Genomic DNA, 17250 nt, shown 5'->3' with positions numbered 1-17250 from the left:
CCCCGGTCCTGCGGCCGCCGGACGGACAAGGGACAATGGCCGGGACCGACTTCACCCGGGGGAGACCACGTGGCAGTTCGTGAACAGCCCACTGGGGCACGGGACCTGGCGGAACTGCGGCGGCGGGCCGCCGAGGCAGCCGCCCCGCAGCGTGAGGACGGGGTGGTGGTCTGCGAGAACCTGGTGCGGATCTACCGGACCGAGGGCGTGGAGGTGCAGGCGCTCCAGGGGCTCGACCTGGCCGTCGCCGAGGGCGAGATGGTCGCGGTGATCGGCGCCTCCGGCTCGGGGAAGTCCACCCTGCTGGGCATCCTGTCCGGGCAGGACGTGCCCACCGCCGGTTCGGCCGCCGTGGACGGGCACGACCTGCTGGCGATGAAGGGCCGCGACCGGCTGCGTTACCGGCGCGGGACGGTGGGCTTCATCTGGCAGCAGACGTCGCACAACCTGCTGCCGTACCTCACGGCCGTGGAGAACGTGATGCTGCCGATGACGTACACCGGCGTCCGGCGGTCCCGGTGCCGGGCGCGCGCCGAGGAGCTGCTCGGCATGCTGTCCGTCGCGCACTGCGCGGACCGCACCCCCGACATGCTCTCCGGCGGTGAGCAGCAGCGTGTCGCGATCGCCGTCGCCAACGCCAACGCGCCGCGCGTGCTGCTGGCCGACGAGCCCACCGGCGAGCTCGACACCGCCACCAGCGACGAGGTGTTCGCGGCGCTGCGCCGGGCCAACGAGGAGCTGGGGGTCACGGTCGTGGTCGTCACGCACGACCCGCTGGTGTCCGAACAGGTGCAGCGCACCGTGCTGATCCGTAACGGGCGCACCTCCACCGAGGTGCTGCGACGGGTCGCCACCGGCGAGGACGGCGTGGAGGTGCTCACCGCCGAGGAGTACGCGGTCCTCGACGGCAGCGGGCGGCTGCAGTTGCCCGGCGAGTTCACCGAACGCCTGCACATGCGCAAGCGGGTGCGGCTGGCCCTGGAAGCCGACCACATCGGCGTATGGCCCGACGAGGCGGCGCGGCGGGCCAGGTCCGCGGCGGAGAACGGCGAGAACGCCGAGAACGCCGAGAGCTCCGAGGACACCGGGCCCGCGCAGGACGTGCCGTAGCCCGGGGCCCCGGTCAGCTCAGCCGCAGTACGGCTCCCAGGCGGCGCCGGCGGGCGAGCACGGTCTCGGTGGCCGCGGCGGCGAGCACCAGCGCCGTCACACCGGCGACCAGCGCGACGAGCAGCCCGTAGTCGGTGCGCAGCGCGGGTTCGGCAGGGCCGCCGGTGAACTGGCGCAGGTCCAACGCCCGTGCCATCAGCCGGGGTTCGATCAGCCCCAGGACCGTGCCGCCCACCGCGGAGGCCGCCGCGAGCGGCAGCAGCTGCAGGAGGTGCAGCGCCCCCGCCTCCCCGCCGCCGAGCCCAAGGGTGCGCAGGAAGGCGGTGGTGCGGCCGCGTTCGTGGGCGGTGAGGGCCAGCTCCAGGGCGAGGGCGAGCAGGCCGGACAGCGCGGCCAGGGCCGAGGCCGCGGTGTAGAGGGTGCCGAGGCCCCGGGTGAGGCCGTCGTCGTGCAGGGCGTCCAGCTCCTCGGCGCGGACCCGGATCCGGGCCAGCGGTCCGAGCGCGCGGGTCGCCGCCGACCGCAGCGCGGCGGGTGTGGCGGTGGCCGGGGTGTCGGCGCGCAGGAGCAGGACGGTGCTGTCGGTGTTCTGCGCCGGCATCAGCCGGTCGGCGGTGGCGGTGGTGACCAGGAGCGGTGTCCCGGCGGGGATCCGCGCGGTGACCGGCCCGAGGAGCGGGTCGCGCAGGTCGGCGGCGGTGAGGGTGCCGACCGGGGTGAAGGTCAGGTCCACCGTGGGCTGCCCCTCGGCCCCGAGCGACGTGGTGAAGCCGCCGCTGCGCTCGCCCGCCCGCAAGTCGGCGGAGAGGAAGGACGGCAGCGGGGTGTGCGCGTCCGGGCGGCCCGCGGGCGCCGGGCCCAGTCCGGCCAGCAGGGCACGGGCCAGCGCTGACCGGGGGGCGACGGCGACGAGTCCGGCCGGGTCCACGGTGATCACGGCGGCCCGGGTGGTGAGCGCCCCGTCGGCCTGCCCCACCAGGCTGACGGTGTGCACCTGCTGGACGGCCGTCCGTATCCCGGCGGTGGATTCGGCGGGTGTGACGTGCCCGCTCGCGGTCGCGCTCGCGTCGGCGCCGGCCGCCCAGTCGGCGCCCCCGGCCAGGCCGTCGCCGATCGTGCGCTGCACGAGTCCGCCGAACACCGCCGTGCCCAGCGTCAGCACCAGGACGAACAGCGCGAGACCGGTCGCAGGGGCGTCGTGCGCGGCGCGGGCCGCGCCGACGAAGCCCACCGTCCCCCGGCCGCGCCGGGTCCGCCACAGCAGCAGGCGCAGCGCCAGCGGGTAGCACCGCAGCAGCACCAGCACGACGGCCAGCGCCACCAGCACCGGCACCGCCCCGAGTATCCCGTCGGGACCCTGCGAGCGCAGCGCGACCACCCCGGCCGCCGCCGCGAGCAGCACCGTCAGCTCCAGCACCACGCGCCGCAGTACGGCCGTACGGCGGCGCGCCGTCCGCGCCGGGCCGGGCCTGCGTGGCTCACGGACCGCGAGCCACGTCATCAGCGGCACCGTCACCGCGACCACCGCGGCGGCGGCGACGGCGACCAGCGGCTGCGGCGCCCCGGACGTACCCCCCGGCGCGAGGGCCCGCCCCACCGCCCACCCGGCGAGCGCGGCGACCGGGACCACCGTCCACGCCACGGCGCAGCGCACCAGCACCAGCCGCGCCGTGGACGCGCCCCGGGCGCGCTGCAGCCGCAGGTGCGCACGCCTGCGGAGCAGCAGCAGCCGCACCGCGACGACGACGGTGGCCAGGACGACGGCGGCGAGCGCGTCCACGGCGAAGGCCGCCAGGGCTCTCGCCTGGTGGTCCTGCGCGGTGAACGAGGCCAGCAGCGGCGTCAGGGAGTCGACGACCAGCACGGAGCCGGTGGTCTGGCCCGCGACGGTGCAGATGACGTCGCCGGTGACGAAGTCGGTGCCCTGCCCCTGGCACAGGTCGGCGTTCAGGGTCGCGCCGATACCGGCCAGCGGCCCGGACAGGGCGCGGGCCTCGTCCAGTGCCGCACCGCGCAGGTCGGCGTGCAGCTGCCAGGTCACCAGGGGGCCGCGCACCCCGGCGGCGGACAGCACGTCGGCGGTGTCGCGGCCGACGAGGCCGCGGGCGGACAGGACCGTGCCGGAGGTGCGCTCGGCGGGGGCGGTCGTCGGCCGGTCGAGGCTCTCGCGTCCCGTCCAGTAGCCGCCCGTCCCGGCGGTGGGGCGGTAGATCCCGCTCACCAGCAGCGTCACGTGCGGCGGTGTGTCCTGGACGTCGGGTGTCGCGGCGAAGTCGACGGCGAGCCGGCTGCCGGGACCGACGCCGAGCGCGGCGGCGGTGGCCTGCGACAGGGCGACCTGGGGCACACCGCCCTTCGGCGTGCTGTCGGCGGGCGCGTGGCCGCTGACGTAGCGCAGGTGGCCCTGCGCGGACGGCAGGTAGCTCAGCGCGAGCCGGGTGCCGGTGACGGTGCGGTCCGGCGGGCGGGGCGAGGTCAGGGCCGCCTGGCCGTAGTCGTACCCGGCGTCGCCCTCGGGCGTCAGGCGGGCGGCGGCGGGGGCGCCGAGCCGGGCGGTGAGGGTGCGGCCCGCGCCGAGCAGCCGGTCGACGTCCACCTGGGGGCTGTTGAAGACCGCGAGGGTGGTGCTCATGGTGACCAGCGGGGTCTGCGCCTGCGCGGACTCGACCCGCTGCCGCAGCGCCCGGTCCTCCTGGCGTCCGGCGAGGGCCGGGGCCCACGCGCACAGCGCGGTCAGCGCCAGGACGAGGACCGCGAGGCACCCGAGCAGCGGCAGGTCGCCGCGGGTCTCCCGGCGGATGAGGCGCAGGGTCATCGCCGCCCCCTTCCCCGCCCGCCCCGTCCCGTCGCGTCCCTTCTCCGCCGCCCGCGTCACCGGTCCTCCCCCGCGCGCAGTACCCGTACCAGGTCCACCCGGGCCAGCAGCCGGCCGAGGCCCAGCACCACCGCGCTGATCGCCAGCGCGGTCGCCACCGCGGTCAGCGCGACGAGGCCCCAGGGGACGACGAGCGGCAGCGGCGGGTACGGGGCCTGCCCGCTGTCGTCCACGGTGACCAGCGGCAGCACCGCCGAGGCGAGCGCCGTACCCATCAGCGCGCCCGGCACCACCGCGAACAGCGCGAGGCCCACCTGCTCGGCGCCGAGCAGCGCGGAAAGGCTCCGGGAGCGGACGCCGACCGCCCGCAGCAGGGCGAACTCCCTGCGCCGCTGCCGGGCGGAGATCACCGCGTGCACGGTGAAGGCGACGACCGCGAAGCCGGGGGCCATGGAGCGGACGAGTTCCAGCACGCGGCGAAGACCGCTGCGGAACGGGTCGTCCTGGAGGGCCGCCGCGGTGCGCGGTGTCGTGGTGGCGTGGCCGAGCGCGGGCCGCCCGTCGGCGGCCGCAGCCGTGCGCGCGCTGTCGGTGCTGCCGAGCCACCAGAAGGCGGGGTCCGCCTGGTCGGCGCCGGCCAGCGTGGTGGCCGAGGCGAGCGCGCGCTGGTCGGCGACCAGGTGCCCCTGTCCGCGGCCGAGGCCGGGCAGCGCTTCCGCCCGGCCGACGATCCGTACGGTGACGCGCGCGCCGTCGCCCAGGCCGAACGAGGTGGTGTCGCCCACGGCCAGGCGGGTGTCGCGGAGCATCGCGGCGTCGGCGCGTACGGGCAGCGGCGCCGGTTTCCCGGCGGGACCCGCGACCAGCCGTGCCTCGGTGCCCGGCCGGGTGTCGAAGTCGCTCGCGGACAGGCCCGTGGCGAAGTCCCCCTGCGCCTCGGACGCCTTGAGGCCGGTGCTGATCGTGGCCCGCAGCGCGTCCGGGCCGCCGCGGGTGATCGCGCACACCCCCGGGGTGCCGGGCTGGTAGCTGTAGTCCGCCTGCCCCCGGCAGGCCGCGGCGGCGGACGCAGGCCCATGGTCGGTGCCGTCGGCCCAGGCCTGCCCGCCGTCCGGCGCGGCCCAGCGGTCCGCGGTACCGGGCGCCCGCCCGCCGAACCTGAGGATGCGCAGGTCGAGCCGCGCGGGGCGTTGACCGGCCTGCGGCAGCACACCGACGGCGGTCACGGTGAGCGGGTACGTCCGCGGGCGCCCGCCGCCGTCGGCCACGTCGAGGGGGACGACGACGGTGTGCCGGGCGCCGTCCGCGGCGGGCAGGAAGGCCGACACGGTGCTGACCAGGCCGTACCCGTCCTGCACGGTCAGCACCAGTTTCGGCGCCGCCTGGCTGCCGTCGCTGCCCAGCCGTTCGTCCAGCAGCAGCGCGGTGGGCCGCCCCGGCAGGGGCGTCCCGTGGACGGCGGGCGCCGGGGTGCGGGGGGCCGGGCCGCCGATCGTGCCGACGAGGTTCTCGGTGACGCCGCCGGGCAGGTTCACCGTCGCCTGCGTCACCGGCGCCACCGAGGTGACAGCGGGCAGCGCCCGGTAGGCGGCCCCGAGCACCGCGGACGGGTAGCCGTCGGCCGCGGAGGGCTGGACCCGTACATCCGCGCCGACGGCGAACGCGGCCTGCTCCGACGCCAGGCCGCCGAGGCACGCCAGCGCGGTGGTCGCGAAGGCGCTCACCGACATGGCCAGGCACATCAGCACCACGGGCCCGGCGTTGCCCGCGGCCCTGCGCCCGAGGTGCCAGCCCGCGAGCGTGAGGACCAGGCCCCGGCTGCGGCGGCCCACGGCGTCCAGCAGCAGCGAGGTCAGCGGCAGCAGCCGCAGCAGCAGGAGCGCGGCGGCCACGGCCACCAGCGACGGCACCAGCACCAGCACCGGGTCGGCGGCCGCGCTGCCGCTGCCCGCGCCGCCGAGCAGCGAGTGGTGCCGGCGCAGCTCCAGGTAGCCCGCGACGGCGACGGCCAGCAGCGCCAGGTCGGCGCCCATGCGCTGGACGGCGGCCGCGCGCGCCCCGCGGGGCGGCCGCGCGGGCGGCGACGGCAGTACGGGCAGCAGCACCGCGGCGGCGTGCACCAGCAGCGTCAGGCCCACCGCGGCCCAGGAGTCGGCGCCCCGGCCGCCGGGGTGCAGCAGCCCGGCGAGGAAGACCGCGGCCACCGCGGCGGGGATCCCGGTGAGCGCCCACTCGCCGCCCGCGGCCCGCAGCAGCCGCGCGGTGCTCGCGCCCCTGCCCCGCTGGAGGGCCAGCTCCCCGCGCCTGCGCACGGTCAGCTGCCGGGCAGCCAGCACCAGGGTGGCCAGCGCGAGGACGGCGAGCATCACGCTCGGCAGGTACAGCGAGGAGCGGGCGGCGACCATGGGCACGGACAGTGTGTCGACGGCGCCCGGCAGACCCGAGGCCACCGTCATGTCGTCGAGCGACGGCTCCCGTCCGCCGAACACGGACACCCCGGTTCTGCTGCCGGACAGGGCGCGCACCCGGTCGCGGAGTCCGGACAGGGCGTCCGCGTCGAGCCGGGAGAAGTCGGGCTGCACGCTCCAGTGCGCGGTCAGGTGCCCGTTGAGTGCCGCGCTGCCGTTGAGCGCCGCGGGCGGCACCACCAGCAGATCCTGGACGGCGGTCTGCTGCTGCGTCAGGTCGCCCGCCATCGCGGGCCAGAACCCGGCGGCGCCGGACGGCCGGAAGACGCCCGTGACACGCAGCGTCATGGTCCGCTGGAAGGCGTCCTGCACCCGCAGGGCCGAGCCGGGCCGCAGGCCCAGCAGCCGGGCCAGCGTGTCGGTCACCGCCACCTCGACGGGGGCGGTGGACCCGGTGCCGACCCGTACGGTGGGCAGCGAGGTGAAGGCGGCGGCCGGCGGGTCGGCCGTGCCCGCGGGCCACTTCCCCGCGGTCAACTGCCCGAAGGCGCCCGCGCCCTGCACGGCCACCGGGTGCAGGCTCGTACCGCCGGGCCCGCGCGGGCCCGCGGCGCCCTCGACTCCGGTCACGGAGACCGGTGAGGTGCCCAGCAGTCCCACGTACGTGTGCTGCGGCACGTCGCCGAAGGCCCGCGCGGCGGCGGCGCGTACGCCCCGGTCGGCGGCGGCCATCCCGTCGGCGGTGAAGGACGCGTTGACGGTCACCTGCGCGCCCGGGCCGGCGGCCAACCGGCGTACGGCCCCGGCCTGTACGGAGCTGCCGGCCTGGGCGGTGAGCGCGGCGAGGGCCGTCGCGCAGAGCAGAACCGTTACGGCGACGGCGGCCAGGACCAGGCCGTGCTGCGCGGCCCGCCGGGCGCTCGCGGGAATCCGCCGGGCTCGGCGCTGAGCGCCCTGGTGCCGCGGCGGCGGCGTGGCAAGGCCGGGGGCGACCACATGAACTCCCCTGCCTCGAACATGTGACGGGTGGCGACGCGCCCCAGATCTATCACAGGGGTGCCCCGGCCCGGCAAGGCAGGGCGGTCGTCCCCGGCCACCGGCCGCCCGGCCGTGCCCCGCCCGTCGAGGGCGCCGTCCCCCCCGCGGCATGGGGATCCCGTCCCCGGCGCGTGCGGTGCCGGGGACGGGAGCCGCCGGTCAGCGGGCCGTCAGGAACTCCCGGGCCGGGAGCGGGCGGTTCACGATGCGGGTGTCGCCGATGTTGCCGTGGAAGACGATGTCGGTGGCGCCCGCGTACTCGTGGCCGCCCAGCAGCCAGGGCAGGCCGAGGGAGGTGAGGCCCTGGGACACGCGGTTGGGGTTGTCGACGACGGGGGCGCCGTCGACGTACAGCCTCGTCCAGCGGCCGTCGTTGACCACCGCCAGGTGCCACCACCGCAGCTCGACCAGGCCGTGGCCCCAGTTGGTCGTCGGGTAGGTGGTGTTCAGCGGGTAGTGGTTGAACTGCGGCTCGCGGCCGTTGTCGGAGATGGCGAGCTGGAGCACGGGCTCGTTCACGTCCGTGTTCTTGCCGTGCTTGCCCGCCGCCCCGGCGGAACCCCGGCGGCTGAGTACCGCCGCCCAGCCGTTGTTCCCGGCGTCCCAGTCGAGCGGCATCATCACGAACGTCTCGATCGTGTACCCGCTCCGGAACGTCTCGGTGTTCAGCGGCGCGTTCGCCCCGGTGGTCAGGTACGAGCCGTGCAGCGGGTTCCGGCCGCCGACGAACTTCAGGCTGGCGTGCCCGGGCTGGTCGGGGTGGTGGTCGGCGGACCACGTCAGCGCGTCGGCGGCGCTGCCGGGGACGGTCACCACCGTCAGGTCGTTGCCCTTGCCCGACAGGTCGCGGATCGTCCGGCCCGCGGTGAGCGCCGTGCCGGGCGCGCCCTGCCCGTCGAACCGCCAGTAGGCGAGCGTGCCCCTGACCAGCTCCTCGGCCGCCGGGCGGGACGGCCGGACCGGGACGGGGACGAAGCCGCTGAAGCGCTCGTCGAAGTCGATCGCCATCGAGAAGTTGTCGACCGGCCCGGTGATACGGGCGTGCTCGGCCGCCAGCTCGCTGCGGGACTCCGGGTCCTGCGCGAGGATCCACGGGTTGATCGTCTCGACGTCGATCGTGTTGCGGACCAGGTCGAAGTGGTACAGGCGGATCATCGCGCCACCGCCGAAGTACCGGTTCTGGTAGTTCGTGACGTGCATGTGCACGTCGTTGCCGGCGGCGTTCTTCTGCGTCATGCGCCCGGGGGGCCAGTAGTGCCCGTTGAGGGTCAGGAAGACCTGGTCGTTCTCGTTGATCAGCCGGTCCCACATCGTCTGCCCGTTGCCGGCCATCACGGCGTTGTTCTCGGGGTCGCCGGACTCGTAGGGGAAAACGTTGTCATCGTAGGGCGAGGCGACGATGTCGTGCGAGGTGAGGATCACCGGCATCCTCGGGTGCGCCTTGATGACCGCGTCGGCCCACGCGTACCCCTGGTCGGTGGTCCGCCAGTCCAGCGCCAGCACCAGCCACGAGCGGCCCGCGGCCTGGAAGACGTGCGCGGTGTTGTAGCCGGTCGGGTCCGCCGCGAGGAACGACTTCGCGCGCCGGAACCGCCGCGGACCCATGGTCCGCAGGTACGGGGTGTCCCCTCGGCTGTCGTCGCCGCTCACGTCGTGGTTGCCGGCCAGCACGCTGTACGCGGCCCCGTACGCGTCCAGCATCGCGAACGCCTTGTCGACCTCGCCGAACGACAGCGGGTCGCCGTCCTCCGTCAGGTCGCCGAGGTGCGCCATGAAGACGATGTTGCTGTCGGGCGTCCCGCTGTTCTCGATGATGTAGCGGAACGACTCCTCCTGCGGCTCCCGGTTGACGCTGTCCTGGCTTCCCCAGTACAGGAACTGGGTGTCCGGCATCACCGCGAGGGTGAACTGCAGGGCCTCCGGGTCGGGGTTCCACGTGCCGGACCTGCCCGGCCTGCCGGACCTGGCGGCGTCCGAGCCCTCGGCGGCGGCCGCGGGAGCCGCGCTCAGCGCGGAGGCGCCGACGCCCACGGCCGCCGCTCCGGCACCGGCCAGTGCCGCGCTGCGCAGGAAGCCTCGCCGATCCTGCCCGCCGGGTCCTTGCGACGCGGCGTCATGCTGGGTGCACATAGGGGGCCTTTCACGTGTGGCGGTTCCCAACACCGCCGACGCTAGCCAGGGGCGGCCTGAGCTGGGCAGACGTGAGATGACGGGGGGCCTTCGAGGAGTTGTCCATATGTGGGTCGCGGACGTCCCCGCGGGGGGACGTCGGTGCCGACAGCACCCGCGCCCTGGCAGAGGTCATCGGTGGCGCCGCGCGAGGAGGCCGCTCGGACCGGCCGTACCGGGGCAGCACCACGACGTCCGCCCGCCCGCACGAGGAGCAGCTCCACGTGACCCACGGGAGAGGCCGGCGGGGCGTCAGCCCGGGAAGCGGGACACGCTGCGGAGGTGGTAGCGCCGTTCGGCATAGGCGAGGTCGTCGCGCCAGAGGCGGCGGGCGGTGCCGCGCATCAGTGGGCGCAGGAGGGCGGCGGCGGCCCGGGCGGCGGCGAAGCCGGGGCGGTCGCTCGTGGCGAGGACCGCTTCGACCACGGCGGTACGCGGCTGGTCGTGGCCGGGCGGGCGCAGCGGCGTGGCGTGGGTCTCGACCACCGAGCCGGTGCCCTCGCCGTCGGTGATGCGCATGACGACGGTCCGCGGACCGGGGGCGGTGAACACCGCGCGGACGGGGACCACCAGACGTGAGGTGAGCGTGAAGGACACGTCGACGGCGATCCCCGCGTCCGCGTCGGGCAGCACGGTGAGGTCGGCGAAGGAGTAGGGGTGGAGCCAGGCTCCGTGCCAGGGGTCGAGGCGGTTGGCGACGACGTCCTCGGGCTCGCAGCGGCCGACACCGGTGTAGACCGCGTCCACCGACCGGGCCAGGACGGGGCGGCCGGGTACGAGCGGGGCGGGCAGCGGCGGTTCGCCGCCGACGTGGTCCAGGCGGACCCAGACCAGGACCCCGTCGTCGTGCACCGGGTACGGCTGCCAGCCCGCGTACGGGGAGCCGTCCAGGGCCAGTCCGTGCCAGTGGCAGCGCAGGACCCCGCCGCACACCGGGCTGTCGCGCAGCGGCGCCCCCAGGTGCGGGCAGATGCCCGGCCCGGCGACCGGCGCTCCGGCGCGGCCGCGCCAGACGACGACCTCCTCGCCCGCGACGGTGCGGGCCAGCGGGCGGTCGCCGGCGGTCTCGCGGGAGGCCCCGACGACGTACCAGTTGCCGGTGGGGCGCGCCTGCGCGGCGCGCAGCGCGTCCGCGATGAGCGAGGGGCGGGCGTCACGCCAGGTGGGGGGCTGCCGCGCCCACGGGACGGGGCGGGTGCGCAGCCGCAGCGGGTAGCGGTTCCGGGCCGCCCGCCGCGTCACGGCGCGTCCTCCGGGGCGGGCGCGGGCAGCGTGCGCCGGGCGCCGCCGGGGGAGGACGGCGGCCGGTCGGCGTACCGGGCCCGCAGCCGCGCCGCGGCGATGCGCGCCAGGCCCGCCCCGGCGACGGCCGCCCGGCGCCTCCGGCCCACCACGGAGCGGCGGTGCAGCACGGTGTAGCCGTCGCGGGCGATGGCGTCCAGGATGCCGCGGTAGAGGGTGAAGGCCGTGCGGATGCAGGGTTCCGACACCGGGTCGAGCAGCGCGATGCCGGGTTCGGCCTCGCGGTAGACACCGCGGGTCAGGTGCTCGGCGGCCTGGAGGGCGGCGGTGACACGGGGCTCGGACCTGCCGGTGCGGCGGCTCCACAGCAGCAGTTCGCGGTCGACGCCGTGGGCGCCGAGCAGATCCTGCGGGAGGTACACGCGGCCGCGGTCGAGGTCCTCGCCGACGTCCCGCAGGAAGTTGGTGAGCTGGAAGGCCACCCCGAGCGCGGCGGCGTAGGGGGCCGCCTGCTCGCGCGGGGCGACGGTGCCGAGGACGGGCAGCATCTGCAGGCCGATCACCGCGGCCGAGCCGTGCATGTACGCGCACAGGTCCTCGTAGGCGGCGTAGTCGGTGACGACGAGGTCGGCGCGCATGGAGGCCAGGAAGTCGGTGAAGTGCCGGTGGTCGATGCGGTAGCGCGCCGCCGTGTCGGCCAGGGCGTGGACGACGGGCTCGGGGCTGGCGCCGGCCAGCAGGCCCGCGTGCAGGCGCTGTTCGAGCCGGTCGAGGGCGTCGGCCCGCTGCTGCGGGGACGTCCGGGGGGAGAGGCTGTCGACGATGTCGTCGGCCCAGCGGGCGAAGCCGTACAGGGCGTGGACGGCCGGTCTCCTGGCGGGCGGCAGCAGACCGGTGGCCAGGTAGTACGTCCTGCCGTGCCGGGCGTGCAGGTCGCGGCAGCACAGGTAGGCGGCGCGCAGGCGCGGATCGGTGACACCGGCGCGGTCCAGCGAGCGCCGCACCGCGCGGGCGGTCACCGCGGCACCCCGCCGGTCGCCGGGGACCGCGGCGCCCGCGGCCGTCCGCCGACGGGGGAGGGCAGGCCCGTGACCCGGGCGGCGGCGAGCTTGCCGGAGATCAGGACGGTGGGGATGCCGACCCCCGGGGTGGTGCCGCAGCCCGCGAGCACGGCGTTCTCGGTGCCGCGCGGCAGGTTGCGCGGGCGGAACGGCCCGGTCTGGGCGAAGGTGTGCGCCACGGAGAACGGCGTGCCCGCGCCGTGGCCGAGCGCCTGCCAGTCCGCGGGCGTCACCAGGTGCTCGCACTCGACGGAGTCGGCGATCCCGGTGAGCCCCCGGCGGTCGAGTTCGCGCAGGATGCTGTCGCGGTAGCGGGGCGCCAGCGCCGCCCAGTCGCCGGGGCCGGGGCCGGTCACCGTGTTGGGGCACGGCGCCAGGACGTAGTGCAGATGGCGGCCGGGCGGCGCGAGCGACGGGTCGTGCGTGGTGGGCCGGCTGATGAGCAGCGACGGGTCGCTCATCAGCCGGCCGGTGCGCGTCAGGTCGTCGAAGACGGTGCGCCAGGCGGCCCCGAACGACAGCGTGTGGTGGGCCAGTTCGGGCCAGGTGCGGTCGGTCCCGGCGTGCAGCACGACCGCCGACGGGGAGTGCCGCAGCGCCAGCGGGCGACGGGGCTCGCGTCCCAGCAGCCGGTAGGCGACCGGCAGATCGGGGGTCAGGACGACCGCGTCGCAGGCGATCCGGCCGTGCGCGGTGACGACGGCGGTCACGCGCGCCCCGCGCCGTTCCAGCGCCACCACCTCATGGGCGTAGCGGATGTCGGCCCCGGCGTCGCAGGCCGCGTCCGCCATGGCCCGGGGGAGGGCGTGCATGCCGCCGCGGGGGAAGTACACCCCGCCCACCGTGTCCATGTAGGCGATGACGGCGTAGGCGGCGAGCGCGCGGGCCGGGGGGAGCCCGGCGTACAGCGCCTGGAAGGTGAAGACCCGGCGCAACCGCTCGTCACGCAGATGCCGCTCGACACGCGGCTGCCAGCGGCCGAAGCCGCCGAGCGCGGCCAGCCGCGCGAGGTCCGCGTTCAGCAGGCCGAAGGGGGAGTCCATGTTGGCGTCGATGAAGCGCCGCATCTGCGCCCGGTACAGCCGCTCCAGCCAGCCGCGCAGGCTCCGGTAGCCCGCCGCCTCGCGGGCCCCCGCGAAGCGGAGCACCTCGGCCTCCATCGCCTCGGCGTCGGTGTGGACGTCCAGCGCGCTGCCGTCGGCGAACCGCGCGCGGTAGGCCGGGTGGAGGGGGATCAGGCCGACCCGGTCGTGCAGGCGCTCGCCGACCGCGGCGAAGGCCTCGTCGGCGATGTCCGGCATGGTCAGCACGGTGGGGCCGGTGTCGAGGCTGAACCCGCCGAGCGTCAGCCGCCCCGCCCGGCCGCCGGGCTGCGCGTCCCGCTCGACGACCGTGACCCGCCGTCCCGCGCCGAGCAGGTGCAGCGCGGCCGACAGGCCCGCGAGCCCGGCGCCCACCACGACGACGTGATCGGTACGGCCCGCCACGGTACGCATCACCACGTGCCCTCCTCGTCCGCGGCCTCCTCGGCGGCGGCCAGTTCCGCGGCGATCGCCGGGTCCACGTCGGCCTCCCGGCCCGCCGCCCCCTCCGGCGACGGCACCCCCGCGACGGTCGTGACCAGGTCCTCGACACGGCGCCGGGCGTCCGCGCCGAGTCCGGCTCCCGGACCGCGCAGATGGAGCAGGGCCCGTACGGTCAGCCCGGCGATGTCCGACTCGACCGCCCGGCGGGCCCCGGTGGCCTCCAGCACCCGCCGCACCTCGTCCTGCGCGCTGTCCGACAGCCCGGGGTCGCCCACGCACGCGTCCAGCACCCGCAGGGCCTGCCGGTCGCCCGCGTGCCCGGCCCGCCGGAACGCCACCGCCACCAGATAGGTCGGCTTCCCCGCCCGGATGTCCGCCCCCGGCGGCCTGCCCGTCCGCGCCGGATCACCGAAGACGTCGTTGAGGTCGTCCCGCAACTGGAAGGCCAGCCCGGCGCAGCGCCCCGCGGCGGACAGGGCCCGTACGGTCGCCGCGGGGGCGCCCGCGAGGACGGCGCCCAGCACGAGGGGCCGCTGCACGGAGTACATCGCGCTCTTGAGCAGGGCGGTACGCACCGCGGTCCGCGGCACCCGGCAGGCCGTCGCCTGCCCGTGGACGTCGAGGTACTGACCGGCCGCCAGCTCGGTCCGCAGCAGCTGCCACTGGGCGCGCAGCGCGCCCGCCCGGTCCGGCGGGACGGGCGCGGCGGCGACCGCGTCGTCCGCCCACGTCAGCGCGAGATCCCCGGCGAGCACGGCCGCCGACTCACCCCCGGTCGGCCCCAGCGGCCTGCGGCGGGTCCCGCCGTGCGCCGCGTCCCAGGCCGCGTGGAAGGCCGGACGGCCGCGCCGCACCCGGCCCCCGTCCATGACGTCGTCGTGCAGCAGGGCGCACGTCTGCAGCAGCTCCATGCCGACCGCCACCTGCAAGGCCGCCCCGGCCACGTCCCCCGCCGCGGCGGTGTCGGGCGCGCACGCGCGCATCGCCCACCACACGAGCTGCGGGCGCATGCGCTTTCCGCCGTCGAGGACGAACCGGGCGACCGGCCCGGCCACGTCCCTGCCGAACGCCGCGTCGATGGCCGCGGCCTGCGCGACGCGGGCCCGCAGCAGCACGCCCGCCGCCGCACCGACGGCGGCGGGCACGTCCGCGTCGACGGCGGACACGTCGATCCCGGTGACGTCGGGGCCGACGTGGGTGCCGGCGCTGTCGGCGCGGTTCCGGTGCGTGTCGGCATCCGCCGAAGGACGCGGCCCGGGGCCCGGGCTTGCGCTGGTGTCCGCGTTCGCGCCTGCGCCCGGGGCGGGGCCTACGCCTGCGGCGGGGCCCGCGGCCGTGCCTGCGCCTGTGTTCGCGTCCCTGTGCGCGCCTGCGCCTTGGGCGGGGCTCGTGCCTGCGCCTGTGCCGATGCCGGAGTTCGCGCCCGTACCCGTGCTCGCGCCCGTGCTCGGCGCCGCGGGCAGCGTGGCCGGTGCTGCCGCGGTGGCGCTTCCCGCCGGTGTGGTGGGGCGGTGGGCGGGCGGGGTGACCTGCGTCCGGGGCATCACGCTTCCTCTCTCACGGACGGGCCTCGTGCGTGGCACCGGTACTTCCCCGCCGAGCGGCCCGGCGGATGCACCCGCGGGGCCGTCGCCCGGCAGAGGGCGCGGCGGAAGCGGTCGCGCCCCGACGGCTTTCCTGGCCAGCGGAGCATCTGACGCGCCCGCGCGGGCGACCGCCACCCCCGGCAGTCGCCCGATCGGCCGCCGTGCGTGCGGCCATGCGCGTGCCGGGCGGGTGGCCGGCCGCGTCCCGCCCGACCTGTGGGGCGCCGCTACGGGGAGGGCGCTCGGCGCTCGGGCGCGTGACCGCGAACCGCCCGGCACGGGCGGCAGTCCGCCAGGTGACGCTTCGCCTGATCCGCCCGGCCCCGTACGCGGAGCGGGCGGATCAGGCCCCGGCTCGCGAGCGGGCGGGCCTCACCCGCGAGGGTCCTCCGGAAGGGAGCGGGAGCTTCCGCCGCACGCGTCCAGCAGCAGGCCGAGCGCCTCGGGCAGCGTGCGAGGACGCGCGGTTCCCGCCACCTCCGGCGGCCAGCCCGGCCCTGCGGCGACGACGAGCGGCCGGGTGCGGGCGCCCCGGACCCCCCACCGCGCGGCGGCCAGGTGCTGCGCCAGGGGCACGCTGCTCGTCGACCGGGACTGCGACCACAGCACCAGGACCCGTGGGCCGGTCCTGCGTACCGCGGGGACGAGCGCCTCCACGGGGACGGCGCCGCCGAGCATGCGGGTGGCCACCGACGCCTGGACCGCAGCGGCGTTGAGCGCCTCCAGCGGCAGCGTGTGCTGCTCGTCGGGGACGCACGCGAGGACGGCGGTGTGCCCGGCCGCGTCCGGCGGCGCGGCGGCGAGCGCCTCGGCGCGCAGAACGCTGGAGACGTGCCAGGACAGCAGGTGCTCCACCTCCACGTACCGGTCGCCGGAGGACTCCCACCGGCGGCCCGCCGCGCGCAGCGCGGGCACCATCACCTCCTGCCACGCCCCGATCAGCCCGTACCGGCGCACGGCCGCCGCGAGCCCCGACTGCACGGCGGCGGCGTCGAGCCGCACCGCGGCCCGGACCAAACCTCGGCACGCCAGGCGTGCCTCCTCGTCGGACGGCTCCGTTCGCGGGAGGCCGGGTGCGGGCGGGGCCGGGCGCGCGATCTCGCCGGTCGGGGAGGCCCCGTCCCGCCGGGGCCGCGGGAGGGCGGGTGCGCGCAGGGCCAGCCGTGCCGCCTCGGCGGGCGGCAGACCCGTCGCCGTCAGCCGGCACATCTCCTCCAGCACGGCCACGTCGTGCGGGGCCCACCGCCGGTGGCGGCCGCCGGGCCGTACCGCCGGGCCGAGCCCGTAGCGCCGGTCCCAGGACCGCAGCGTGGTGGGCGACACACCGAGCCGCCGGGCGAGCGCGCCGGTCGTGATGCCGGCATCGGCCTCGCCGGACGGGGGGTCGGAAGGCGTGTGCGGTGCGGCGTGTGACACCCCATCAGGATACGACGCACTTTCGATGCGAGTTGTCGCGCGGGGCGTGCTGCGCCGACGCTGCCCCGACCGGCCGGGAGTCACGAGCGGCGCGGCCAGGTCCGGGCACTGTCGAAGGGGACGCGTCATGACCGTCGGGCCACCGGCCTGTGAGCATCCGCCGTGGCCGGCGGACGGCCTGAGCGACGAGCAGATCGGCGTGGGTTTCGCCGCAGGCGACGAGGACTGCGTGGTGGCCGCCTACCGCCGCTTCGGCACGCTGGTCCACACGCTCGCCAGCCGTTCGCTCGGCGACCCCAGGGAGGCCGAGGACGTGCAGCAGCAGGTCTTCCTGGCCGCCTGGCACGGCCGCGGCCGCTTCCGCCCGGAGCGCGGACCGCTCGCCGGGTGGCTCGTCGGCATCACCCGCCGCAAGGTGGCGGACGCCCTCGCGGCGCGCACCCGCAGGACCGAGCTGATCAACGCCGCCGGTTCGGGACCGGCCGTGGCGGAGCAGCCGCAGGCGCAGCCCGAGCGGATGCTGGACGTCATCGTCGTCGCGCAGGCGATGGCGGCGCTCAGCGGGCCCCAGGCCACCGTCCTGCGCCTCGCGTTCTGGGAGGACCTGACGCAGCCGCAGATCGCCGAGCGGACCGGCTGGCCGCTGGGGACGGTCAAGAGCCATGTCCGGCGCGGCCTGCTGCACCTGCGGACCGCGCCCGCCGGTTCCGCGCTCGGCGGCCTGCGCCGTCCGGAACCGACGCACTGACGGTGCGGGCTCCTCGGGGCGTCCCCGAAGGCTTCCCCGGGGGGCCGGAAGAGGCCCCCCGGGGTGAGTCGGTGCCGCGCCTGCATCCGATACGCCCCCCGTCACGGAATGCTGGCGCGGGAACGGGACTC

10 protein-coding genes are annotated in these 17250 nt (G+C 77.0%); 2 read left to right on the top strand and 8 right to left on the bottom strand.

Annotated elements, in window-relative coordinates; translation table 11 throughout:
- Positions 1-69 precede the first annotated feature (69 nt).
- The gene (locus ACH4PY_RS32865) at positions 70-1110 is read left to right on the top strand and encodes an ABC transporter ATP-binding protein (protein ID WP_398191515.1); all 1041 of its coding nucleotides are present in this window, start codon (positions 70-72) and stop codon (positions 1108-1110) included.
- 13 nt (positions 1111-1123) lie between these two features.
- On the opposite strand, the gene ACH4PY_RS32860 is transcribed toward ACH4PY_RS32865, so the two are convergent.
- The 8 genes from ACH4PY_RS32860 to ACH4PY_RS32825 all read right to left on the bottom strand — a co-directional run bounded on the left by ACH4PY_RS32860 (position 1124) and on the right by ACH4PY_RS32825 (position 16371).
- Positions 1124-3925, bottom strand: a complete 2802-nt coding sequence (locus ACH4PY_RS32860) for a hypothetical protein (RefSeq protein ID WP_398191512.1) — start codon at positions 3923-3925, stop codon at positions 1124-1126.
- Between the two features lie 56 nt (positions 3926-3981).
- Complete coding sequence (locus ACH4PY_RS32855) at positions 3982-7329, bottom strand: FtsX-like permease family protein (protein ID WP_398191509.1); 3348 nt, start codon at positions 7327-7329, stop codon at positions 3982-3984.
- Positions 7330-7530: 201 nt separating this feature from the next.
- A complete protein-coding gene (locus ACH4PY_RS32850; protein WP_398191506.1) occupies positions 7531-9501 on the bottom strand; it encodes a LamG-like jellyroll fold domain-containing protein in 1971 nt (656 codons plus the stop codon).
- A gap of 291 nt (positions 9502-9792) precedes the next feature.
- Entirely contained in the window at positions 9793-10782 is a 990-nt protein-coding gene (locus ACH4PY_RS32845; RefSeq protein WP_398191503.1) for a DUF5914 domain-containing protein, read from the bottom strand.
- Positions 10779-11801 (bottom strand): phytoene/squalene synthase family protein, encoded by a 1023-nt coding sequence (locus ACH4PY_RS32840; protein WP_398191500.1) that lies wholly within the window; start codon positions 11799-11801, stop codon positions 10779-10781. Before ACH4PY_RS32840 ends, ACH4PY_RS32845 begins: the two co-directional genes overlap by 4 nt.
- Positions 11798-13339 carry a phytoene desaturase family protein gene (gene crtI / locus ACH4PY_RS32835; protein ID WP_398191640.1) on the bottom strand — a complete coding sequence of 514 codons (1542 nt, stop codon included), beginning with the start codon at positions 13337-13339 and terminating at the stop codon, positions 11798-11800. Before crtI ends, ACH4PY_RS32840 begins: the two co-directional genes overlap by 4 nt.
- A complete protein-coding gene (locus tag ACH4PY_RS32830; protein ID WP_398191497.1) occupies positions 13339-14535 on the bottom strand; it encodes a polyprenyl synthetase family protein in 1197 nt (398 codons plus the stop codon). Before ACH4PY_RS32830 ends, crtI begins: the two co-directional genes overlap by 1 nt.
- 792 nt (positions 14536-15327) lie before the next feature.
- Positions 15328-16371: a MerR family transcriptional regulator gene (locus tag ACH4PY_RS32825; RefSeq protein WP_398191494.1), complete on the bottom strand. Its 1044-nt coding sequence runs from the start codon at positions 16369-16371 to the stop codon at positions 15328-15330.
- A 127-nt stretch (positions 16372-16498) separates the two neighbouring features.
- Here ACH4PY_RS32825 and ACH4PY_RS32820 point away from each other — a divergent pair, with 127 nt between their 5' ends.
- Positions 16499-17119 carry an RNA polymerase sigma factor gene (locus ACH4PY_RS32820; RefSeq protein ID WP_398191491.1) on the top strand — a complete coding sequence of 207 codons (621 nt, stop codon included), beginning with the start codon at positions 16499-16501 and terminating at the stop codon, positions 17117-17119.
- The last annotated feature ends 131 nt before the right edge of the window (positions 17120-17250 follow it).

It is taken from the genome of Streptomyces sp. NPDC021224, assembly GCF_044332905.1.
Classification (GTDB): Bacteria; Actinomycetota; Actinomycetes; order Streptomycetales; family Streptomycetaceae; genus Actinacidiphila.
Note: the sequence above shows the minus strand (reverse complement) of the source record. Positions and strands in the feature narration are given on the sequence as shown.

What these genes read in the sequence shown, in the direction of transcription:
- ACH4PY_RS32860 (WP_398191512.1), bottom strand. Translation starts at nt 3,925, where the DNA reads ATGACCCTGCGCCTCATCCGCCGGGAGACCCGCGGCGACCTGCCGCTG.
- ACH4PY_RS32850 (WP_398191506.1), bottom strand. Translation starts at nt 9,501, where the DNA reads ATGTGCACCCAGCATGACGCCGCGTCGCAAGGACCCGGCGGGCAGGAT.
- crtI (WP_398191640.1), bottom strand. Translation starts at nt 13,339, where the DNA reads ATGCGTACCGTGGCGGGCCGTACCGATCACGTCGTCGTGGTGGGCGCC.
- ACH4PY_RS32820 (WP_398191491.1), top strand. Translation starts at nt 16,499, where the DNA reads ATGACCGTCGGGCCACCGGCCTGTGAGCATCCGCCGTGGCCGGCGGAC.